This is a genomic window from Pseudomonas thivervalensis, from assembly GCF_001269655.1.
Lineage (GTDB): Bacteria > Pseudomonadota > Gammaproteobacteria > Pseudomonadales > Pseudomonadaceae > Aquipseudomonas > Aquipseudomonas thivervalensis.
Genome location: NZ_LHVE01000004.1, coordinates 28,133 through 50,030, shown reverse-complemented (window position 1 = coordinate 50,030; position 21,898 = coordinate 28,133). Strand labels below are relative to the sequence as shown.

General features: G+C 61.3%; 20 protein-coding genes. 1 reads left to right on the top strand and 19 read right to left on the bottom strand.

What is annotated here, in order from left to right:
- Positions 1 to 85: 85 nt before the first annotated feature.
- From AD659_RS04965 to AD659_RS04935, 7 genes are all read right to left on the bottom strand, one after another.
- Complete coding sequence (locus tag AD659_RS04965; protein WP_053118895.1) at positions 86 to 931, bottom strand: peptidoglycan DD-metalloendopeptidase family protein; 846 nt, start codon at positions 929 to 931, stop codon at positions 86 to 88.
- 211 nt (positions 932 to 1,142) lie between these two features.
- Positions 1,143 to 1,778 carry a protein-L-isoaspartate(D-aspartate) O-methyltransferase gene (locus AD659_RS04960; RefSeq protein ID WP_161796107.1) on the bottom strand — a complete coding sequence of 212 codons (636 nt, stop codon included), beginning with the start codon at positions 1,776 to 1,778 and terminating at the stop codon, positions 1,143 to 1,145.
- A gap of 41 nt (positions 1,779 to 1,819) precedes the next feature.
- Positions 1,820 to 2,569, bottom strand: a complete 750-nt coding sequence (gene surE, locus AD659_RS04955) for a 5'/3'-nucleotidase SurE (protein ID WP_053118893.1) — start codon at positions 2,567 to 2,569, stop codon at positions 1,820 to 1,822.
- Positions 2,557 to 3,615 (bottom strand): tRNA pseudouridine(13) synthase TruD, encoded by a 1,059-nt coding sequence (truD, locus tag AD659_RS04950; RefSeq protein ID WP_053118892.1) that lies wholly within the window; start codon positions 3,613 to 3,615, stop codon positions 2,557 to 2,559. Before truD ends, surE begins: the two co-directional genes overlap by 13 nt.
- On the bottom strand, positions 3,612 to 4,085 hold the full coding sequence (gene ispF, locus AD659_RS04945; RefSeq protein WP_053118890.1) for a 2-C-methyl-D-erythritol 2,4-cyclodiphosphate synthase: 474 nt from the start codon (positions 4,083 to 4,085) through the stop codon (positions 3,612 to 3,614). The genes truD and ispF overlap by 4 nt, the downstream gene beginning before the upstream one ends.
- A 43-nt stretch (positions 4,086 to 4,128) precedes the next feature.
- A complete protein-coding gene (gene fghA, locus AD659_RS04940) occupies positions 4,129 to 4,974 on the bottom strand; it encodes an S-formylglutathione hydrolase (protein WP_053118884.1) in 846 nt (281 codons plus the stop codon).
- An 8-nt stretch (positions 4,975 to 4,982) separates the two neighbouring features.
- Positions 4,983 to 6,095 (bottom strand): S-(hydroxymethyl)glutathione dehydrogenase/class III alcohol dehydrogenase, encoded by a 1,113-nt coding sequence (locus tag AD659_RS04935; protein WP_053118882.1) that lies wholly within the window; start codon positions 6,093 to 6,095, stop codon positions 4,983 to 4,985.
- Positions 6,096 to 6,202: 107 nt separating this feature from the next.
- Here AD659_RS04935 and AD659_RS04930 point away from each other — a divergent pair, with 107 nt between their 5' ends.
- The gene (locus tag AD659_RS04930) at positions 6,203 to 7,099 is read left to right on the top strand and encodes a LysR family transcriptional regulator (protein ID WP_053118880.1); all 897 of its coding nucleotides are present in this window, start codon (positions 6,203 to 6,205) and stop codon (positions 7,097 to 7,099) included.
- A gap of 154 nt (positions 7,100 to 7,253) precedes the next feature.
- Here AD659_RS04930 and ispD read toward each other — a convergent pair whose 3' ends face one another.
- The 12 genes from ispD to fabZ form a co-directional block, all read right to left on the bottom strand.
- The gene (gene ispD, locus AD659_RS04925) at positions 7,254 to 7,961 is read right to left on the bottom strand and encodes a 2-C-methyl-D-erythritol 4-phosphate cytidylyltransferase (protein ID WP_053118878.1); all 708 of its coding nucleotides are present in this window, start codon (positions 7,959 to 7,961) and stop codon (positions 7,254 to 7,256) included.
- On the bottom strand, positions 7,958 to 8,236 hold the full coding sequence (gene ftsB, locus AD659_RS04920; protein WP_003184873.1) for a cell division protein FtsB: 279 nt from the start codon (positions 8,234 to 8,236) through the stop codon (positions 7,958 to 7,960). The genes ispD and ftsB overlap by 4 nt, the downstream gene beginning before the upstream one ends.
- A 171-nt stretch (positions 8,237 to 8,407) precedes the next feature.
- Positions 8,408 to 9,697, bottom strand: a complete 1,290-nt coding sequence (gene eno / locus AD659_RS04915) for a phosphopyruvate hydratase (protein ID WP_013692387.1) — start codon at positions 9,695 to 9,697, stop codon at positions 8,408 to 8,410.
- Positions 9,698 to 9,851: 154 nt separating this feature from the next.
- Positions 9,852 to 10,697, bottom strand: a complete 846-nt coding sequence (gene kdsA, locus AD659_RS04910) for a 3-deoxy-8-phosphooctulonate synthase (protein ID WP_053118876.1) — start codon at positions 10,695 to 10,697, stop codon at positions 9,852 to 9,854.
- 4 nt (positions 10,698 to 10,701) lie between these two features.
- On the bottom strand, positions 10,702 to 12,333 hold the full coding sequence (gene pyrG / locus AD659_RS04905; RefSeq protein WP_003184880.1) for a CTP synthase: 1,632 nt from the start codon (positions 12,331 to 12,333) through the stop codon (positions 10,702 to 10,704).
- Positions 12,334 to 12,607: 274 nt separating this feature from the next.
- Entirely contained in the window at positions 12,608 to 13,933 is a 1,326-nt protein-coding gene (gene tilS, locus AD659_RS04900) for a tRNA lysidine(34) synthetase TilS (protein ID WP_053118874.1), read from the bottom strand.
- Between the two features lie 131 nt (positions 13,934 to 14,064).
- Complete coding sequence (locus AD659_RS04895) at positions 14,065 to 15,012, bottom strand: acetyl-CoA carboxylase carboxyltransferase subunit alpha (RefSeq protein WP_053118872.1); 948 nt, start codon at positions 15,010 to 15,012, stop codon at positions 14,065 to 14,067.
- Positions 15,013 to 15,161: 149 nt separating this feature from the next.
- A complete protein-coding gene (dnaE, locus tag AD659_RS04890; protein ID WP_053118870.1) occupies positions 15,162 to 18,683 on the bottom strand; it encodes a DNA polymerase III subunit alpha in 3,522 nt (1,173 codons plus the stop codon).
- A gap of 186 nt (positions 18,684 to 18,869) precedes the next feature.
- Positions 18,870 to 19,514, bottom strand: a complete 645-nt coding sequence (gene rnhB, locus AD659_RS04885) for a ribonuclease HII (protein WP_053118868.1) — start codon at positions 19,512 to 19,514, stop codon at positions 18,870 to 18,872.
- A complete protein-coding gene (lpxB, locus tag AD659_RS04880) occupies positions 19,511 to 20,641 on the bottom strand; it encodes a lipid-A-disaccharide synthase (RefSeq protein ID WP_053118865.1) in 1,131 nt (376 codons plus the stop codon). Before lpxB ends, rnhB begins: the two co-directional genes overlap by 4 nt.
- A 2-nt stretch (positions 20,642 to 20,643) precedes the next feature.
- The gene (gene lpxA / locus AD659_RS04875; protein ID WP_053118863.1) at positions 20,644 to 21,420 is read right to left on the bottom strand and encodes an acyl-ACP--UDP-N-acetylglucosamine O-acyltransferase; all 777 of its coding nucleotides are present in this window, start codon (positions 21,418 to 21,420) and stop codon (positions 20,644 to 20,646) included.
- Positions 21,417 to 21,857, bottom strand: a complete 441-nt coding sequence (gene fabZ, locus AD659_RS04870; protein ID WP_003184897.1) for a 3-hydroxyacyl-ACP dehydratase FabZ — start codon at positions 21,855 to 21,857, stop codon at positions 21,417 to 21,419. The genes lpxA and fabZ overlap by 4 nt, the downstream gene beginning before the upstream one ends.
- Between the last annotated feature and the right edge of the window lie 41 nt (positions 21,858 to 21,898).

Sequence of the window (21,898 nt, the reverse complement as noted above, 5' to 3'; positions counted from 1 at the left end):
TCGACCTCAAGCTCGAGCGACGCCTTTATCCTTGGCAACGCTGGAGCCTGTTCCCTCTACGTGACGGAACAGGCTGACAATCAAATCAACGACGTGGCAGGAATTGCAGCGGATCGACTGGTTTACCTTGCCGGCGAATCTCAAAATGCAGTTTCACCCGGTCTGTTCCCGTTGATCCCATTTCGGCAATTGTCTGTCCGACCTTGACCTGCTGCCCCTCCCGAACCAACAGCCTGCGGTTGTGACCGTAGGCACTGACGTAGGTATCGCTGTGTTTGATGATGACGAGTTCGCCGTAGCCCCTCAAACCACTCCCGGCGTACACAACCGTGCCATCAGACGCAGCTAAAACAGGCTGTCCCAAATCCCCGGCGATATCAATTCCTTTATTCAAACTACCGTTTGAAGAGAATTTTCCAATGAGAACGCCATTAGAAGGCCATCCCCAGCCTGTCGGGGCGGGGCCTGCGGGAGGCATCGGAGCAGGGGGCGGTTTGCTCGCGACGGACGGTACTACCGCCGTCCCAGCCCCCGCCGGCCGGCGGATGACGGTTGTTTTGCTCGACGATGAAGGCGTCGACCCCGACTGTGTCACCACGGCGGTAGGCGCTGAACCGCTACGGCCATCGAAGCGAATCGTCTGACCGGGGTGAATCGTATAAGGCGCAGGAATGTTGTTGCGCGCCGCGAGGGCTTTGTAGTCCCAGCCGTAGCGAAAAGCGATGGAAAACAAAGTATCGCCGCGACGGACTACATATTGACCGGTCGTTACCGTAGGACGTTGAGGTGTTGCACTGTTGCGATCGACAACCCGGACATTGCTCGACGGCGTACTGGAACAACCGACCAGCAAAGTGCTCAAGACAAGGCCAGTCACCAGGCGCTGAAAGCTCGTGATACCCATACGCTGCGCAATGACTGTGAGACTCACCCGCCGCTCCCTTTGTGGTGGCTGAAAAATTGGAGGCTGCCTGTCCAGGCAGCATTCATACAAATATAGCTGGCGACGACTGCGCCTCTATTAATGAAGCGCAAACTACCACCGCACACGTTTGCTCGACGCCATTGGGCTCTGTTCAGCGAATCGGTACCGCTGTAAGACACAGGCGTGACCACGGAATTCAGCGTCCGTTTATAAATGCTCAGGCCAACGGCCCATTGAGTAACGGCACGAACCGCACCGCTCCCAGGACGTGCCGCGAAAACCCATGTTCTTCGCGCACGATCAGCATCAGTTGCTGGACTTCACCGGCGCCCACCGGGATGACCAGCCGTCCACCGGGGGCGAGCTGATCCAGCAGGGCTTGAGGCACATCAGTGGCGACGGCGGTCACGATGATGCCGTTGTATGGCGCCAGGGCCGGCCAGCCTTCCCAGCCATCGCCCCAACGAAACACCACGTTGCGCAGGTTCAGCTCAACCAGGCGCTCCTTGGCGCGATCCTGCAGGACCTTGATCCGCTCGACGGAAAACACCCGCTCGACCAGCTGCGACAACACCGCCGTCTGGTAACCCGAACCGGTGCCGATCTCCAGCACCTTGTCCAGCGGCCCCGCCTCCAGCAGCAATTCGCTCATGCGGGCGACCATGTACGGCTGGGAAATGGTCTGGTTGTGGCCAATCGGCAACGCCGTGTCTTCATAGGCGCGATGGGCCAAGGCTTCATCGACAAACAAATGGCGCGGTGTGCGGCGGATCACCTCCAACACCTGGGCGTTGGACAGGCCTTCTTCATAGAGACGCTGGATCAGTCGTTCACGGGTGCGCTGGGAAGTCATGCCGATTCCGCGGCGCAGCATATCGTCTTGCTCACGAGCCATCAGCGCAGCCCCTCCAGCCAGCCATCGAGATTTCGAAAGGCGTCGTTGAAGGTGCGGTCCAGCTGCAATGGCGTGATCGAGACATAACCTTGCATCACCGCATGGAAATCCGTGCCCGGCCCGCCGTCCTCGGCATCACCGGCGGCGGCGATCCAGTAACCGGCCTTGCCGCGCGGGTCGACGACGTGCATCGGTTTGGCGGCACGGGCGCGGTGGCCCAGGCGCGTGAGCTGGATGCCACGGATGTGATCGAGCGGCAGGTTGGGGATATTCACGTTCAGCACCGTGCGTGGCGGCAGGTCCAGCGCTCCATGGGCTTCGATCAGTTTACGGGCGAAGTAGGCGGCGGTCGGCAAGTTATCGACCTGCCGGGAAACGAACGAAAAGGCAAACGACGGCTTTTCCAGGAAGCGACCTTCCAGAGCCGCGGCGACCGTGCCGGAATACAGCACGTCATCCCCCAGGTTGGCGCCCAGGTTGATGCCCGACGCCACCATGTCCGGCTCACGTTCCAGCAAGCCGTTGAGGCCCAGGTGCACGCAATCGGTCGGGGTGCCGTTGAGGCTGATGAAACCGTTGTCCAGATAGCAGGGGTGCAAAGGACGGTCGAGCGTCAGCGAGCTGCTGGCGCCGCTTTTGTCCTGGTCCGGGGCAATGACCACGCACTCGGCAAAATCCGCCAGCGCAGCATAAAGCGCGGCAAGGCCGGGTGCTGTCACCCCGTCGTCGTTAGAAATCAGAATACGCATGGGCTGTCCGTCTGCCCTGCTGGCACCAGATCGACGAGTTCGCGCACCAAGACAGTGGCGAAACATCCGGCCGGCAGGACGAATTCCAATTGCAGAATGTCAGGCTCGGGATAATGCCACGACAGCCCGCCAATGGGCAGTCGCAGGATGCGACGTTCGTGATTCATTCCCGCGTTTATCAACCAGTCGCGCAAATCCGCCTCGCCTTCGGCGATAGCCTGCTCCAACTCGAAGACCACGCCAGCGGCAGGCGAAGGTCCCTCGCCCCACTGCGGCCCGGTCGGGTGCAGATCAAGAATCGCCAGGCGCGGATCGCTGCATTCAGCCTCCCCGGCCGGGAAGAAACTGCGGCTGTCGGTAAAGGCCAGCAAGTCGCCCACTTGAGCCTGTTGCCAGGTACCGTCGGCCACCCTGGCCGCCAGCACTTTGTTGAATAAAAAACTGCGCGCCGTGGACAGCAGGCGCGAACGCACGTTGCGCTGCTCCGGCAAGGCCTTGCGTGCCGCCCACGCGCGGGCATCAACGACGTTGCCACCGTCATGGCCGAAACGCTGGGCGCCGAAGTAGTTCGGGATGCCCTGGCGAATGATCTGCTGCAGACGCGCCTCGATCGCCGCCTTGTCGCCTGTGAACTGGGTCAGGCGCAAGGTAAAGCCATTGGCCGAATGCGCCCCGCGTTGCAGCTTGCGCTTGTGACGGGCGGTCTTGAGGATCTTCAGCGTGTCGTTCTCCGCCGCCGACAGGTCCGGATCGGCCTTGCCCGGCAATTGGACGCTGAACCACTGGCGGGTCAGGGCCTGACGGTCCTTGAGCCCGGCGTAGCTGACGGTGCGCAACGGCACGCCGGCGGCCTTGGCGATTCGCCGGGCAGCCTCTTCGGTATTCAAGCCACGCTTTTCAACCCAGATCCACAGGTGCTCGCCATCACCGGTCAACGGGATGTCGAGCACTTCATCGACTTGGAAATCTTCAGCGCTGGCCTTGAGTACCGCGCTGCCCAACGACTCGCCGTAGGCCCGCGGCCCCAACAGTTCCAGTTCGGTCATGGGCGCAGCAACAAGGCAACGGAATGGACGGCAATACCTTCTTCGCGACCGACGAAGCCCAGCTTCTCGGTGGTGGTGGCTTTCACGTTCACTTGGTCCAACTCAACTTGAAGATCCTCGGCGATCAACCGGCGCATCGCCTCGATGTGCGGGGCCATCTTGGGCGCCTGGGCAACGATGGTGTTATCGACATTGCCGACTTTCCAGCCCTTGGCGTGGATCAGCGCGACCACATGGCGCAGCAGCACGCGGCTGTCGGCACCCTTGAACTGCGGGTCGGTGTCGGGGAAGTGCTTGCCGATGTCACCCAGGGCAGCCGCGCCGAGCAGTGCATCGCTCAAGGCGTGCAGCAGGACATCACCGTCAGAATGCGCGAGCAGCCCGAAGCCGTGTGCGATCCGCACGCCGCCCAGAGTAATGAAGTCGCCTTCAGCGAAACGGTGAACATCGTAGCCGTGGCCAATACGCATAAAAAAACGCCCCGATTTTTGTCAGGGCGTGATTCTACCTGCATTAGGCGTTTAGAGCGCGCGCATGATGCTGCAAGTGGTCGTCAATGAAGCTGGCGATGAAGAAGTAGCTGTGGTCGTAGCCCGGTTGCAGGCGCAGCGCCAACGGATGGTCGGCGGACTTGGCCGCCTGTTGCAAGGCTTCGGGCTTGAGTTGGTTGGCCAGGAAATCATCGCGATCTCCCTGGTCCACCAGCAATGGCAGCTTTTCCTGCGCCTCGGCAATCAACGCACAGGCATCCCATTCCCGCCATTTCGAGCGGTCTTCCCCCAGGTAACGGGAGAAAGCCTTTTGGCCCCATGGGCAATCCATTGGATTGTTGATCGGCGAAAAAGCCGACACCGAACGGTAACGCCCCGGGTTGCGCAAGGCGCAGACCAGCGCACCGTGGCCGCCCATGGAATGACCGCTGATGCCGCGTTTGTCCGACGCCGGGAAATGCGCTTCGACCAGCGCCGGCAATTCCTGCACCACGTAGTCATGCATCCGATAGTGCCGCGCCCATGGATCCTGCGTGGCGTTCAGATAAAAGCCCGCCCCCAGGCCGAAGTCCCAGGCATTGTCCGGATCGCCCGGCACCTCGGCACCGCGAGGGCTGGTGTCCGGTGCGATGATGATCAGGCCCAGCTCGGCGGCCATGCGCTGGGCGCCGGCCTTTTGCATGAAGTTCTCGTCGGTGCAGGTCAGTCCAGACAACCAATACAGCACCGGCAACTTGCCGCCCTGCTCGGCTTGCGGCGGCAGGTACACGGCAAACACCATGTCACAACCCAGCACGTCGGAACGGTGCCGGTAACGCTTGTGCCAGCCGCCGAAGCTTTTCTGGCAGGAAATGTTTTCCAGACTCATGACCGACCTCAGAAGTGAATAACGGTACGAATGCTCTTGCCTTCATGCATCAGGTCGAACGCCTTGTTGATATCTTCCAGGCCCATGGTATGGGTGATGAAGGTATCCAGTGGGATCTCGCCCTTCTGGGCCATTTCCACGTAGCTTGGCAACTCGCTGCGACCGCGCACGCCGCCGAACGCCGAACCGCGCCAGACGCGCCCGGTCACCAACTGGAATGGACGGGTGGCGATTTCCTGGCCGGCCCCGGCCACGCCGATGATCACCGACTCGCCCCAGCCTTTGTGACAGCATTCCAGGGCGGCACGCATCAATTGGACATTGCCGATGCACTCGAAGGAAAAGTCCACGCCGCCGTCAGTCATGTCGACGATGACTTCCTGGATCGGACGGTCGAAGTCTTTCGGGTTGACGCAATCGGTGGCGCCCAGTTGTTTGGCGATTTCGAACTTGGCCGGGTTGATGTCGATGGCAATGATCCGCGCCGCCTTGGCCTTCACGGCGCCGATTACGGCCGACAGGCCGATGCCACCCAGACCGAAGATCGCCACGGTGTCACCCGGCTTGACCTTGGCGGTGTTGATCACTGCGCCGATGCCGGTGGTGACGCCACAACCCAGCAGGCAGACTTTTTCCAGCGGTGCTTCTTTTGGGATCTTGGCGACGGAGATTTCCGGCAACACGGTGTATTCAGAGAAGGTCGAGGTGCCCATGTAGTGGAAAATCGTCTCGCCCTTGTAGGAAAAGCGCGAAGTACCATCTGGCATCAGGCCTTTGCCCTGGGTGGCGCGAATCGCCTGGCAGAGGTTGGTCTTGCCCGACTTACAGAATTTGCACTGGCCGCATTCCGGCGTGTACAGCGGGATCACATGGTCGCCCACCGCGACCGAGGTCACGCCTTCGCCGATGGCTTCGACAATGGCGCCGCCTTCGTGACCGAGGATCGACGGGAAGATCCCTTCCGGGTCGGCGCCCGACAAGGTATAGGCGTCGGTGTGGCAGACACCGGAAGCCACCACGCGCAACAGCACTTCGCCCGCCTTGGGCATGGCCACGTCGACTTCAACGATTTCCAGGGGTTTCTTGGCCTCGAAGGCAACGGCAGCGCGCGACTTGATCATCCGGATTCTCCAGCAAATAAAAACAAGACCGGGAGTGTAATCCTCCGCCGGACAATGAATAATCCAGCCAAAAGCAAAACATTATTGCTGTACGGGGATAATCCTGCATGTCTGATAACCGCTGGGAAGGCATCGACGAGTTCGTGGCCGTGGCCGAATGCAGCCAATTCACCGCCGCCGCCGAACGTCTCGGGGTGTCGTCATCTCATATCAGTCGACAAATCGTACGGCTTGAAGAGCGTCTGCAAACACGCTTGCTGTACCGCAGTACCCGTCGGGTGACGTTGACCGAAGCCGGACAGACCTTCTTGCAGCATTGCCAGCGCCTGCAGGACGGACGCGAGGAAGCACTGCGAGCCGTCGGCGACCTGACCAGCGAACCCAAGGGCATGCTGCGCATGACCTGTGCCGTGGCCTATGGCGAGCGGTTTATCGTGCCGTTGGTGACGCGGTTCATGGGGCTGTACCCGCAGTTGCGGGTCGACATCGAGCTGAGCAATCGTCAGCTGGACCTGGTGCATGAAGGCCTGGACCTGGCGATTCGCCTGGGTCGTTTGCAGGACTCTCGCCTGGTCGCCACGCGCCTGGCGCCACGACGCATGTACGTGTGCGCATCGCCCTCTTACCTGGAACGCTACGGCCGGCCCCACAGCTTGTCGGAGCTGAGCCGCCACAATTGCCTGATCGGCAGCTCCGACATCTGGCAACTGGAGCAGAACGGGCGGGAGTTTTCCCAGCGCGTTCAAGGAAACTGGCGCTGCAACAGCGGGCAAGCGGTGCTCGACGCGGCGCTGCAAGGGGTGGGGTTGTGTCAGTTGCCGGACTATTACGTGTTGGAGCATTTGCACAGCGGTGCGTTGATCTCGCTGCTGGAGGCTCATCAGCCGCCGAATACAGCGGTTTGGGCGTTGTATCCGCAGCAGCGGCATCTGTCGCCGAAGGTGCGCAAGTTGGTGGATTATTTGAAGGAAGGGTTGGCTGAGCGGCCGGAGTACCGGGGGTAACTCTTGCTTTTATATTGCCTGGGCGATTGCTATCGCGAGCAGGCTCGCTCCCACAGTGGATCTTCAGCGGATACAAATTTTGTGTACAGCCAAAATTCCTTGTGGGAGCGAGCCTGCTCGCGATGGCGATCCAGAAGACGCCTCCATTTGTCGCTTAACGCCGATTCGCCCACCGCTGGCGCAACCACTCCAGGTCTTCCGGCCGGGTGACCTTGATGTTATCCGCCCGCCCTTCGATCAACCGAGGCGCCTGCCCCGCCCATTCCATCGCGGACGCTTCGTCGGTAATCACCGCGTCCGCCACCAGGCTGTCGGCCAGGGCCCGATGCAAGGCACCGAGGCGGAACATCTGCGGCGTGTAGGCTTGCCAGATCACGCTGCGATCAACCGTTTCCAATACCCGGCCATGCTTGTCGACGCGCTTGAGGGTGTCGCGCGCCGGGACGGCCAGCAGGCCGCCGACCGGATCGTTCGCCAACTCGCTGAGCAGCGTGTCCAGGTCGGCCCGGGAAAGGTTGGGACGGGCGGCGTCGTGCACCAGCACCCAGTCGTGATCATCGGCGCCCTGCCCATGCAGGTGCAGCAAGGCGTTGAGCACTGAATCCGAACGCTGTTCGCCACCGTCGACGCGCTGGATGCGGGTGTCGTTGGCGCAGGCCAGGGTCGGCCAGTAAGGATCATCGTGGGCAAGGCTGACCACCACCCCCTTGACGGTGGGATGATCGAGGAAACAGCCGAGGCTGTGTTCAAGAATTGTGAGTCCGCCCAACTGCAGGTATTGCTTGGGACGGTCCGCGGCCATGCGAGCACCAACGCCCGCGGCAGGAATCACGGCCCAGAAGGCCGGCAAACGCATACTCATTGGGCCAACTGGTAGAGGGTTTCGCCCTCCTTGACCATGCCCAGTTCATGTCGAGCCCGTTCTTCAACGGTCTCCATGCCTTTTTTCAGTTCGGTCACTTCGGCGTCCATCACTCGATTACGCTCCAGCAGCGCCTCGTTCTCGGCGTGTTGATCGGCAATTTGCTGAGTCAGGTCGGCCACTTGCGCCAGGCTGCCATTACCCACCCACAGGCGGTACTGCAGGCCGGCCAGCAACAGGAGCAAGACAAGAAACAACCAATTGGGACTGCGCATCGAATATCAGGTATCCAGTGAAAAAAGACCGCCATGCCAAACTTTGAAGCGTCTGATAGCACGAAGCCTGGAGAACCCAGGCTTGTGCTTGATAAGGCATCAGATTAGAGGCAAAACCGCCACCATGGCGACTTCTGCGACCTAACCCGCTGTCTTTTTACCATTTACCGCTTAACCGCGAAACTCGGCGCGACCGTTGTACTTGGCCTTGCCATTCAACTGCTCTTCGATACGCAGCAGTTGGTTGTACTTGGAAACGCGATCGGAACGGCACAGCGAACCGGTCTTGATCTGGCCTGCCGCAGTGCCCACGGCCAGGTCGGCAATGGTCGAGTCTTCGGTTTCACCGGAGCGGTGGGAGATCACGGCGGTGTAACCGGCGGCCTTGGCCATCTGGATGGCTTCCAGGGTTTCGGTCAGGGTGCCGATCTGGTTGAACTTGATCAGGATCGAGTTGGCGATCTTCTTGTCGATGCCTTCTTTCAGGATCTTGGTATTGGTCACGAACAGGTCGTCACCCACCAGCTGGGTCTTCTCGCCGATCTTGTCGGTGAGGATTTTCCAGCCGGCCCAGTCGGACTCGTCCAGGCCGTCTTCGATGGAGATGATCGGGTAGCGTTCGGTCAGGCCCTTGAGGTAGTCGGCGAAACCTTCGGCGGTGAACACCTGGCCTTCGCCGGACAGGTTGTACTTGCCGTCTTCGTAGAATTCACTGGCAGCGCAGTCCAGGGCCAGGGTCACGTCGGTGCCCAGCTTGTAGCCCGCGTTGGCCACGGCTTCGGAGATCACTTTCAGCGCGTCTTCGTTGGAGGCCAGGTTCGGTGCGAAACCGCCTTCGTCGCCAACGGCGGTGCTCAGGCCACGGGCCTTCAGCACGGCCTTGAGGTGATGGAAAATCTCGGTGCCCATGCGCAGGCCTTCGGAGAAGGTCTTGGCGCCAACCGGCTGCACCATGAATTCCTGGATGTCGACGTTGTTATCGGCATGCTCGCCGCCGTTGATGATGTTCATCATCGGCACCGGCATCGAGTAGACACCCGGGGTACCGTTGAGGTTGGCGATGTGCGCGTACAGCGGCAGGTCCTGGTCCTGGGCGGCGGCCTTGGCGGCGGCCAGGGACACAGCGAGGATTGCGTTGGCACCCAGGGTGGCTTTGTTCTCGGTACCGTCGAGCTTGATCATCGCGTGATCGAGGGCTTTCTGGTCGGCAGGATCCTTGCCCAGCAACAGTTCGCGGATCGGACCGTTGATGTTGGCAACGGCTTTGAGCACGCCCTTGCCCAGGTAACGGCTCTTGTCGCCATCACGCAGCTCCAGCGCTTCGCGCGAGCCAGTGGAAGCACCGGACGGCGCGCAGGCGCTGCCGATGATGCCGTTGTCGAGAAGCACGTCCGCTTCAACAGTGGGGTTGCCACGGGAGTCGAGAACTTCACGACCTTTGATGTCGACGATTTTTGCCATTGTTGTAAACACTCCAAAGTTGACGAAAACGACGCAGCGAGAGGAAATCTTTTACCGTCGGCGGGTAGAGAGCAGCAGGCAGGCTTGCCGACGATAACGCCCGGCCCGCAGGCCAGAGCGTTTATCGAGCGGTACTTTACCGGAGAAAACCGCGTTACGCGGTTTCTATCGTCGGAAAACCCTTGACCAGCTCATCCAGCGACTTGAGCTGAGACAGGAAAGGTTCCAGCTTGTTCAAGCGCAAGGCACAAGGGCCGTCGCACTTGGCGTTGTCCGGATCGGGGTGAGCCTCGAGGAACAGCCCCGCCAGGGACTGGCTGATGCCAGCCTTGGCCAGGTCAGTGACCTGGGCACGACGACCGCCAGCGGAGTCGGAGCGACCGCCAGGCATCTGCAACGCATGGGTCACGTCGAAGAACACCGGGTATTCGAATTGCTTCATGATGCCAAAGCCGAGCATGTCCACCACGAGGTTGTTGTAGCCGAAGCTCGAACCCCGCTCGCAGAGGATCAACTGGTCGTTGCCGGCCTCTTCGCACTTGCTCAGGATGTGTTTCATTTCCTGGGGCGCGAGGAACTGGGCCTTCTTGATGTTGATCACCGCGCCGGTCTTGGCCATCGCGACCACCAGGTCGGTCTGGCGCGACAGGAAGGCCGGCAACTGGATGATGTCGCAGACCTCGGCGACGACCGCGGCCTGGGCAGGTTCGTGGACGTCGGTGATGATCGGCACGCCAAAGGCTTGCTTGATGTCCTGGAAGATCCGCATGCCTTCTTCCAGGCCCGGGCCACGGTAGGACGTCACGGAGGAGCGGTTGGCCTTGTCGAAGCTGGCCTTGAAGACATAAGGGATACCCAGCTTCTGGGTGACCTTCACGTACTCCTCGCAGACCTGCATCGCCATGTCACGGCTTTCCAGCACGTTCATGCCGCCGAACAGCACCATGGGTTTGTCGTTGGCAATCTCGATGTCGCCGACGCGTATGATCTTCTGGGCCATCGTCTTATGCCTTTTTCTGGTGTTGAGCCAAAGCGGCTTTCACGAAACCGCTGAACAACGGATGACCGTCCCGTGGCGTCGAGGTGAACTCGGGGTGGAACTGGCAGGCGACGAACCATGGATGATCCGGGGATTCGACCACTTCCACCAGCGCGCCATCACCGGAACGACCGGAGATTTTCAGGCCGGCCTCGATCAGTTGTGGCAGCAGGTTGTTGTTCACTTCGTAGCGATGACGGTGACGCTCGACGATCACATCCTTGGCGTAGCAGTCGTGCACCTTGGAGCCGGCTTCGAGCAGGCATTCCTGGGCACCGAGACGCATGGTGCCGCCCAGGTCCGAGCTTTCGGTACGCACTTCCACGGCGCCGGTGGCATCTTCCCACTCGGTGATCAGGCCCACGACCGGATGGCCGCTGGCGCGATCGAACTCAGTGGAGTTGGCGTCTTTCCAGCCCAGCACGTTACGGGCGAACTCGATGACCGCCACTTGCATGCCCAGGCAGATCCCCAGGTACGGCACCTTGTTTTCGCGAGCGTATTGCACGGCGGTGATCTTGCCTTCCACGCCCCGCAGGCCGAAGCCGCCCGGCACGAGGATCGCATCGGCGCCTTCGAGCAGGCCGGTACCCTGGTTCTCGATGTCTTCGGAATCGATGTAGCGCAGGTTGACCTTGGTGCGGTTGCTGATACCGGCGTGACTCATCGCCTCGATCAGCGACTTGTAGGCGTCCAGCAGTTCCATGTACTTGCCGACCATGGCGATGGTGACTTCGTGTTCCGGATTGAGCTTGGCATCGACCACGGCGTCCCATTCGGACAGGTCGGCGCCGGCGCACTGCAGGCCGAAGCGCTCGACGACGAAGTCGTCCAGGCCCTGGGAGTGCAGGATGCCCGGGATCTTGTAGATGGTGTCGGCGTCTTCCAGGCCGATCACCGCGCGCTCTTCAACGTTGGTGAACTGGGCGATCTTGCGACGCGACGAGATGTCGATCGGATGATCGGAGCGGCAGATCAGCACGTCCGGCTGCAGGCCGATGGAACGCAGTTCCTTGACCGAGTGCTGGGTGGGCTTGGTTTTTGTTTCGCCGGCGGTGGCGATGTACGGCACCAGTGTCAGGTGCATCAGCATCGCGCGCTTGGCGCCGATTTCGAAACGCAACTGGCGGATGGCTTCGAGGAACGGCTGGGACTCGATGTCGCCCACGGTGCCGCCGATTTCCACCATCGCCACGTCGGCATCGCCAGCACCCTTGATGATGCGGCGCTTGATTTCGTCGGTGATGTGCGGGATGACCTGAATGGTCGCGCCCAGGTAGTCACCACGGCGTTCCTTGCGCAGCACGTGCTCGTAGACACGGCCGGTGGTGAAGTTGTTGTTCTGGGTCATGGTCGTGCGGATGAACCGCTCGTAGTGGCCCAGGTCCAGGTCGGTCTCGGCGCCGTCGTGGGTGACGAACACTTCACCGTGCTGGAACGGGCTCATGGTGCCCGGGTCGACGTTGATGTACGGGTCCAGCTTGAGCATGGTGACCTTAAGTCCCCGCGCCTCCAGGATGGCCGCCAATGAAGCCGAGGCAATGCCTTTCCCCAATGAAGAAACAACACCGCCCGTGACGAATATGTAGCGCGTCATGAAAAACCCTAGAAGTCTGCGTTAAAGCGGTCCGAGCCGCCGGGGAAAGCGAAGGAAGGCCGAAGCCCCCGATCACCTGCATTAATCACAGTGCACCTTTCAAAAAAACCGCCGCGTTGGGACAGACCGGAAGTGAAATCACCGGTACGTTGCTCGCTACACATTTTTTGGAATCGCCCAGCAAAGACTGCTTGGTAATCGGCAACTCCTGCAATTCAGGCGAATCCACAGAAGTTGTATCAAGAAGGGAGCGTAGTCTACCGGAAAGCCCCTTTCAGCTCAAACCCAGATCTTGGTTTCCTGGCGTCCAGGTCAATTGCCAACTGCCATCAGCCTGTGCATCGAGCCCGGCGAGGTTGGCCACCGCCAGCAATTGCTCGCCCTGATAAAGCAACGGCAATCGGCCACGAACGAACGCCGGCACACCCTTTTCATTGAGCAAACGCTTGAGATCACGATGACCCCGCCCCGCCAATGCCATCACCTCGCCGCCTTGACGATAGCGCACGCTGAGCGGTCCCGCAGGCCGCTTGCCGGTGAGCGCCACCCGGCCATTGCCAGGCAAGCGCAGCGGAACCGCCGGATCCGCCCAGTCGACGGTGCCTGGCGACTGGCATAGCCAGTGGTCGGATAACCACCAGACCCGCCCGCCGGCCCGGTGCAGCTCACCGCCGGCCAGACGCCAGATCGGCCGGGCATCGTCCGCGGCATCGCGCAACGAATCCCAGCCCGCCCAGTGATCGCTGTCGGGCAGCAGGGTCAGCGGCGTCAGCCAGTGGCTCAACGCGTTGCGCTGCCGGGCCGGCGACAACGCCCGCAGTGGCGCCAGCGCCAGGGATGGCTGCCCGAGCCAGTCGAACGCGCTCGGAGTCTCGGCCTGGGCCAGGTCGATGCGCGCCAAGTCGTCGAGCAGACCTTGGGCTTCCCCCATGTGCGCCGCGCTGCGTGCCAGGGTCGCCGAGACTTGCGGCCACTGCTCGGCCAGCACAGGAAAAACCCGCTGGCGCAGGTAATTGCGCGCATATCGGTGGTCGTCATTGGACGGGTCGTCAATCCAAGTCAAACCCTGTTGCGCTGCATAGACCTCCAGCTCCGCGCGGGAAACGTCGAGCAACGGCCGCAGCAGTCGCCCCTGACCCAAAGGACGCTGCCGTGGCATCGCCGCCAAGCCCCTCGCCCCCGCCCCCCGCAGCAGGCGAAACAACAGGGTTTCGGCCTGGTCATCACGATGTTGGGCGGTGAGTAACACTTCATTGCTGTGGATCGCCGCGACAAAGGCAGCGTAACGCGCCTCTCGGGCGGCGCGCTCGACACTGGCACCGGGGCGCACTTGCACATTTACCACGTCCAACGGCACGCCCAGGGCTGCACAGACCGAACGGCAATGATCCGGCCACGCCTCGGCCACTGCCTGGAGTCCGTGATGCACATGGATAGCGCTCAGCGCGGGCAGGGATTGGTGTTGCGAAAGGGTGACGAGCAGGTGCAGCAGGACGGTGGAGTCGAGGCCGCCGGAGAAGGCGATGCGCCAGGTGGCGGCGTTGCGCCAGGGAGATAGCTGTGTGAGGAGCCGGGTTGGCAGATCCGCGCTTGAGTTCATAGGAGTCAGCCTCGGCACAAACAACTGTGGGAGCGAGCCTGCTCGCGATGGCGGTATATCAGTCAACTCATTTGTTGAATGTTAAACCGCTATCGCGAGCAGGCTCGCTCCCACATGGTATTGCAGTCAGATCAGAGACCGTAGCTCATCAACCGCTCGTAGCGACGGGTCAGCAGCGCGTCGTTGTCGAACTTCTTGAGCATCGACAACTGCGAGCTCAGCTCGGCACGGATCAGCGCCGCCGCCGCAGCCGGGTCGCGATGGGCGCCGCCCACTGGTTCGTTGATCACTTTATCCACGATGCCCAGGCCCTTGAGACGCTCGGCGGTAATGCCCATGGCTTCGGCGGCATCCGGCGCCTTCTCGGCGGTTTTCCACAGGATCGAGGCGCAGCCTTCCGGCGAGATCACCGCATAAGTGGAATATTGCAGCATGTTCAACTGGTCGCAGACACCGATGGCCAATGCACCGCCGGAACCACCTTCACCGATCACGGTGGCGATGATCGGGGTTTTCAGGCGCGCCATGACGCGCAGGTTCCAGGCAATCGCTTCGCTCTGGTTGCGCTCTTCGGCGTCGATGCCCGGGTAGGCGCCCGGGGTGTCGATGAAGGTCAGGATCGGCATTTTGAAGCGCTCGGCCATTTCCATCAGGCGGCACGCCTTGCGGTAGCCTTCCGGACGCGGCATGCCGAAGTTGCGGCGCACCTTCTCGCGGACTTCGCGGCCTTTCTGATGGCCGATGACCATCACCGGCTGCTCGTCCAGGCGGGCAACGCCGCCGACGATCGCGGCGTCGTCGGAGAAGTGGCGGTCGCCGTGCAGCTCATCGAACTCGGTAAAGATGTGGTCGATGTAGTCCAGGGTGTAGGGACGACGCGGGTGACGCGCCAGGCGGGCGATCTGCCAGCTGGTCAGCTTGCCGAAGATGTCTTCGGTCAGCGTGCGGCTTTTGTCCTGCAGACGAGAGATTTCATCGCCGATATTCAGCGAATTGTCATTACCGACCAAGCGCAACTCTTCGATCTTGGCTTGCAGGTCGGCGATCGGCTGTTCGAAATCTAGAAAATTCGGGTTCATAGGCGTCCGTCTTGGGTCGACGTCCAAGAGAGCTTGGGCCGGCCGGTTGTCTATTCGCGCCTACCTTAAGGGAGAGGCGCGTTCAGGTCGAGATTAAAAATTCGGGTCGAGATCAGGGGCATTCCGGTTTCAACAGTGGCCCCTGGCCGTCAACGGTATTGGAGGAAGACGTTGTCTTTGCCGAACTGGTCACGCAAGGCTTGAATCAACGCATCCGCCGGATCGATCCGCCAGCCTTCGCCGAACTGCAGCACGGCCTTGGCATCGGGGCGTACGTACTCCATGGTGATTGGACAGGCACCGCGATGGCGCTTGAACAATTCGCCCAACCAGCGTAGCTGATCGCCCTTGAGGTCCTGGGTCTGCAACTTCAGGCGCAGGCTCTCGGCCAGGTTGGTACGGGCATCTTCCATGCTCATCACCCGCTTGACCCGCAGCCGCAGGCCACCGGAGAAGTCATCATTGCTGACCTCGCCTTCCACCACCACCATCGCGTCGGTCTGCAACAGCGACTGGGCCGAGTGGAACGCATCGGCGAACAATGAGGCCTCGATACGCCCGGAGCGGTCGTCGAGGGTGATGAAGCCCATCTTGTCGCCCTTTTTGTTCTTCATCACCCGCAGGGCGATGATCATGCCGGCGACCGTCTGGGTGTCGCGCGCCGGCTTCAGGTCAATGATGCGCTGACGGGCGAAACGGCGGATCTCGCCTTCGTATTCGTCGATCGGGTGGCCGGTGAGGTACAGGCCCAGGGTGTCTTTCTCACCCTTGAGGCGTTCCTTGAGGGTCAGTTCCTTGGCCTTGCGATGGTTGCCGTAGACATCGGCGTCCTCTTCGACGAACAGCCCGCCAAACAGGTCGGCGTGGCCGCTGTCATGGGTACGGGCGGTCTGTTCGGCGGCCTTGATCGCCTCCTCCATCGCCGCCAGCAACACCGCGCGGTTGCGGTCGATGTTGGCCTGGTAGGCCTTGGGCTCATCCTGGAAATAAGGTCCGAGCCGATCCAGGGCACCACTGCGGATCAAACCGTCGAGGGTGCGCTTGTTGATGCGCTTGAGGTCAACCCGGGCGCAGAAATCGAACAAGTCCTTGAACGGCCCGTCCTGGCGCGCTTCGGTGATGGCTTCCACCGGCCCCTCGCCCACGCCCTTGATCGCACCGAGGCCATAGATGATGCGGCCTTCGTCGTTCACCGTGAACTTGAACTCCGAGGCGTTCACGTCCGGTGCGTCGAGGCGCAACTTCATGGTCCGCACTTCTTCGATCAAGGTCACGACCTTGTCGGTGTTGTGCATATCCGCCGACAGTACCGCGGCCATGAATGGCGCCGGGTAATGCGCCTTCAACCATGCAGTCTGGTACGACACCAGGCCATAGGCGGCGGAGTGGGACTTGTTGAAGCCGTAGCCGGCGAATTTTTCCACCAGGTCGAAAATGTTACCAGCCAGGTCAGGGTCGATGCCGTTGGTGGCGCAACCCTCAATGAAACCGCCGCGTTGCTTGGCCATTTCCTCGGGCTTTTTCTTACCCATCGCCCGACGCAGCATGTCCGCGCCGCCGAGGGTATAACCGGCCATGACCTGGGCAATCTGCATCACCTGTTCCTGATACAGGATGATGCCGTAGGTCGGTGCGAGCACCGGTTTCAAGCCTTCGTACTGATAATCCGAGTGCGGGTACGCCAGCTCGGCGCGACCGTGCTTACGGTTGATGAAGTCATCCACCATGCCCGATTGCAGAGGCCCCGGACGGAACAGGGCCACCAGTGCGATCAGGTCTTCCAGGCAGTCGGGCTTGAGCTTCTTGATCAGCTCCTTCATGCCCCGGGATTCAAGCTGGAACACCGCCGTGGTTTCGGCTTTTTGCAGCAGGCTGTAGGTCGGCTTGTCATCCAGCGGGATGAAGGCAATGTCCAGCGGTTCTTCGCCGACCTTGGCCCGGTCGCGGTTGATGGTTTTCAGCGCCCAGTCGATGATGGTCAGGGTCCGCAGGCCGAGGAAGTCGAACTTCACCAGTCCCGCCGCCTCGACGTCATCCTTGTCGAACTGGGTCACCAGGCCATCGCCTTCTTCGTCGCAATAGATCGGCGAGAAATCCGTCAGCTTGGTCGGCGCGATCACCACGCCGCCGGCGTGCTTGCCGACGTTACGCACCACGCCTTCGAGCTTGCGGGCCATCTCCCAGATTTCCGCAGCCTCTTCATCGACCTTGATGAAGTCCCGCAGGATTTCTTCCTGCTCGTAGGCTTTTTCCAAGGTCATGCCGACTTCAAACGGGATCATCTTCGACAGACGATCCGCCAGGCCGTAGGACTTGCCCTGCACCCGCGCCACGTCACGTACCACCGCCTTGGCGGCCATGGAACCGAAGGTGATGATCTGGCTCACGGCGTTGCGGCCATACTTCTCGGCCACGTAGTCGATCACCCGGTCGCGACCGTCCATGCAGAAGTCGACGTCGAAGTCCGGCATCGAAACCCGTTCCGGGTTGAGGAAACGTTCGAACAGCAGGTCATATTCCAACGGGTCGAGGTCGGTGATCTTCTGCACATAGGCCACCAGCGACCCGGCACCCGATCCACGGCCTGGACCCACCGGTACGCCGTTGTTCTTGGCCCACTGGATGAAGTCCATCACGATCAGGAAGTAACCGGGGAAACCCATCTGGATGATGATATCCAGTTCGAAATTCAACCGATCGACATAGACCTGGCGCTTGGCCTCGTAGTCTTCGGTGGTGTCCTTGGGCAATAGCACGCTAAGGCGCTCTTCGAGACCGTCGAAGGACACCTTGCGGAAATATTCGTCGATGGTCATGCCATCGGGAATCGGGAAGTTGGGCAGGAAATGCTTGCCCAGCTTCACGTCGATGTTGCAGCGCTTGGCGATCTCGACGGTGTTTTCCAGCGCCTCGGGCAGGTCGCTGAACAACTCGGCCATTTCCTCGGCGCTCTTGAGGTATTGTTGGTTGCTGTAGTTCTTCGACCGACGCGGGTCGTCGAGGGCGCGGCCCTCACCAATGCAAACCCGCGTTTCGTGGGCTTCGAAATCTTCCTGCTTGATGAACCGCACGTCGTTGGTCGCCACCAGCGGCGCGCCGATCTTGTCGGCCAGGGCCACGGCGGCATGCAGGTGCTCTTCGTCATTGGGACGGCTGGTGCGCTGCACTTCGATGTAGAAGCGATCCGGGAACACCGACATCCAGTCTCGGGCCAGGGTCTCGGCTTCGTCGGGGTTGCCACTGAGCAGGGCCAGGCCGATTTCACCTTCCTTGGCTGCCGACAGCATGATCAGCCCTTCGCTGGCCTCGGCCACCCACTCGCGCTCGATGATGATCGAGCCGTTGCGCTGGCCATCGATAAAGCCACGGGAGATCAGCTCGGTGAGGTTGCGGTAACCCACGGCGTTCATCACCAACAGGCTGATCCGGCTCAGCGGCGCGTCCGGGTCCTTGTTCGACAGCCACAGGTCGGCGCCACAGATCGGCTTGATCCCCGCGCCCATGGCGGCCTTGTAGAACTTGACCAGCGAACACATGTTGTTCTGGTCGGTGACCGCCACGGCAGGCATGTTCATGCCCACCAGGGTCTTGACCAGGGGCTTGATCCGCACCAGACCGTCGACCAGGGAGTATTCAGTGTGCAGGCGTAGATGAACGAATGAAGCCGGCATAGTGATCCTGCGTTAAGTCATGAAAACAACAAGGCCCGGATTGTACCGGGCCTTGGGTAAAACATGTAGGAGCTGTCGAGCGAAGCGAGGCTGCGATCTTTCCACTGCCGATTGAATCGAGAGTGAAAGATAAGATCAAAAGATCGCAGGCTTCGCCAGCTCCTACAGGGCATTGCGACGCCTTCGCTAGATCCTTTCGATCAACCCATCACGGGCTTCATAAGCCAGCCGCACCGGGGCGAACGAGCGCCGATGAATGGGCGTTGGCCCAAGGCGGGCCAGGGCTTCGAGATGCACGGGAGTCGGGTAGCCCTTGTGGCTGCCGATGCCGTAGCCTGGGTAGATCAACTCGAAGGCGCTCATTTCCCGGTCCCGGCTGACCTTCGCCAGGATCGAGGCCGCGGCGATGGCCGGTACCTTGCCGTCGCCCTGGATGACCGCTTCGGCGCGCATCGACAGTTTCGGGCAACGATTGCCGTCGATCATTGCCAGCTTCGGCGTGATGTGCAGGCCCTGCACCGCACGCTGCATGGCGAGCATGGTGGCGTGCAGGATATTGAGCTCATCGATTTCTTCGACTTCGGCCCGGGCGATGCACCAGCTCAGGGCTTTCTCGCAGATTTCGTCGTAGAGTTTCTCGCGACGGGCTTCCGTGAGTTTCTTCGAGTCATTGAGACCCAGGATCGGCCGGTTCGGGTCGAGGATCACCGCCGCCGTCACCACCGCGCCGCACAACGGGCCGCGCCCCACTTCATCGACACCGGCCACCAGTTCTTCCACTTCGGCGACCAGGTTGAAGTCCAGGCCCATCTGTAGCTTTACGTTGCTCATGGTTTTGCGCCAATCAGGGTCAGTACCGCGTCAGCCGCCTGGTTGGAGGCATCGCGACGCAGGGTACGATGGATTTCGTCAAAGCCCCGGGTCTGTTCCTCGCCACCGTCGATCAAGGGCGACAGCGTATTGGCCAGCGCCTCGGCGGTCGCCTCGTCCTGCAGCAGCTCAGGCACCAACAGGCGCTGGGCCAGCAGGTTCGGCAAGGACACGTAGGGGCTCTTGACCATGCGCTTGAGAATCCAGAATGTCAGCGGTGCCAGGCGATAGGCAACCACCATCGGGCGTTTGAACAGCAACGCCTCAAGGGTAGCAGTGCCGGAGGCAATCAACACGGCATCACAGGCCGCCAGCGCGTCATGGGAACGACCGTCGAGCAACGTCACCGGCAAATCCCGACCGACCAGCAGGGCTTCCAGCTGGACGCGGCGCTGCGGACTGGCACACGGCAGGACAAAACGCACACCAGGGCGCATCGTCCGCAGGCGCTCGGCGGCGTCGAAGAACAAGCCACCCAGACGACTCACTTCGCCGCCCCGGCTGCCGGGCATCAAGGCCACCAGCGGTCCGTCGGGCAGGCCCAACGCTTGGCGAGCCGCTTCGCGGTCGGCTTCCAGGGGAATGGCATCGGCCAGGGTATGCCCGACAAACCGCACCGGCACGCCCTTTTCTTCGTAGAACCTGGCCTCGAACGGCAGCAGCGTCAGCATCAGGTCGCAACCTTCGCGGATCTTCAGCACCCGCTTCTGCCGCCAGGCCCAGACCGACGGGCTGACGTAGTGCACGGTCTTGATCCCGGCCTGGCGCAACTTGAGTTCGATATTGAGGGTGAAATCCGGCGCATCGATGCCGATGAACACATCCGGTTTTTCGTCGATCAGGGTCTGGATCAGCTTCTTGCGCCGGGCCAGCAGCTCGCGCAGGCGACCGAGCACTTCCACCAGGCCCATCACCGACAGGCGCTCCATCGGAAAATAGGAGGTCAGGCCCTCGGCCTGCATCAACGGTCCGCCGACCCCGATGAATTCCACCGCGGGGTGCTGCGCCTTGAGCGCTCGCATCAGGCCCGCGCCCAGAATGTCACCGGAAGCTTCCCCCGCCACCAGTGCAACGCGCACGTTAGCCATGGTCAGCGAGTGATGCCGCGGGTCGAAGACTGGATGGAATCGCGAAAGATCGCGACTTCCGGGTATTGCGCCGAAGCTTCGGCCAGTTCGGCGAGCGCTTGCTCGACGGTCAGGCCCTGGCGATACACCACCTTGTAGGCACGGCGCAGGGCCGTAATCGCCTCTTCGCTGAAACCACGACGGCGCATGCCTTCGAAGTTCATGCTGCGGGCTTCGGCCGGGTTGCCGAACACCGTGACATAGGCCGGGACGTCCTTGCCGATGGCGGTGCCCATGCCCGAGAAGCTGTGGGCGCCGATATGGCAATATTGGTGCACCAGGGTGAACCCGGACAGGATCGCCCAATCGTCCACGTGCACATGGCCGGCCAACGCGGTGTTGTTGACCAGGATGCAGTGGTTGCCAATCACGCTGTCGTGGCCGATGTGCGCATAAGCCATGATCAGGTTGTGGTCGCCCAAGGTCGTTTCGGAACGATCCTGAACGGTGCCACGGTGAATCGTCACGCCTTCGCGGATCACGTTGTGATCGCCAATGACCAGACGGGTTTCTTCACCTTTGTACTTGAGATCGGGCGTGTCCTCGCCTACCGAGGAAAACTGGTAGATGCGATTGTGACGACCAATCCGGGTCGGTCCCTTGAGAATTACGTGGGGACCGATCACCGTACCCTCGCCGATTTCCACACCTGCGCCGACAATCGACCACGGGCCGACCTCGACATCGGCGGCCAGGACGGCCGTCGGATCGATGATTGCGCGAGGGTCAATCAAACTCATAGTTTGCGTTCCGCACAGATGATTTCAGCGGAGCAGACTGGCTTGCCGTCGACCGAAGCCTGGCATTCGAACTTCCAGATCTGGCGCTTGCAACTGATGAACTTGGCTTCGAGGATCAACTGATCACCCGGGGTGACCGGCTGGCGGAAGCGCAGCTTGTCGGAGCCGACGAAGTAATAGAGCGTGCCATCGGCAGGCTTTACGTCAAGCATTTTGAAACCAAGGATCCCGGCAGCCTGGGCCATCGCCTCGATGATCAATACGCCCGGCATGATTGGATGCGCGGGGAAGTGACCATTGAAGAACGGCTCGTTGATGCTGACATTCTTATAGGCGCGAATGCGCTTGCCTTCAACGTCCAGGTCCACCACCCGATCCACCAGCAGGAACGGGTAACGGTGAGGCAGGTATTCGCGAATCTCGTTGATGTCCATCATTTCGGGGGGAAGCCTATGTAAAGATTGGGAGCGCACGAGTG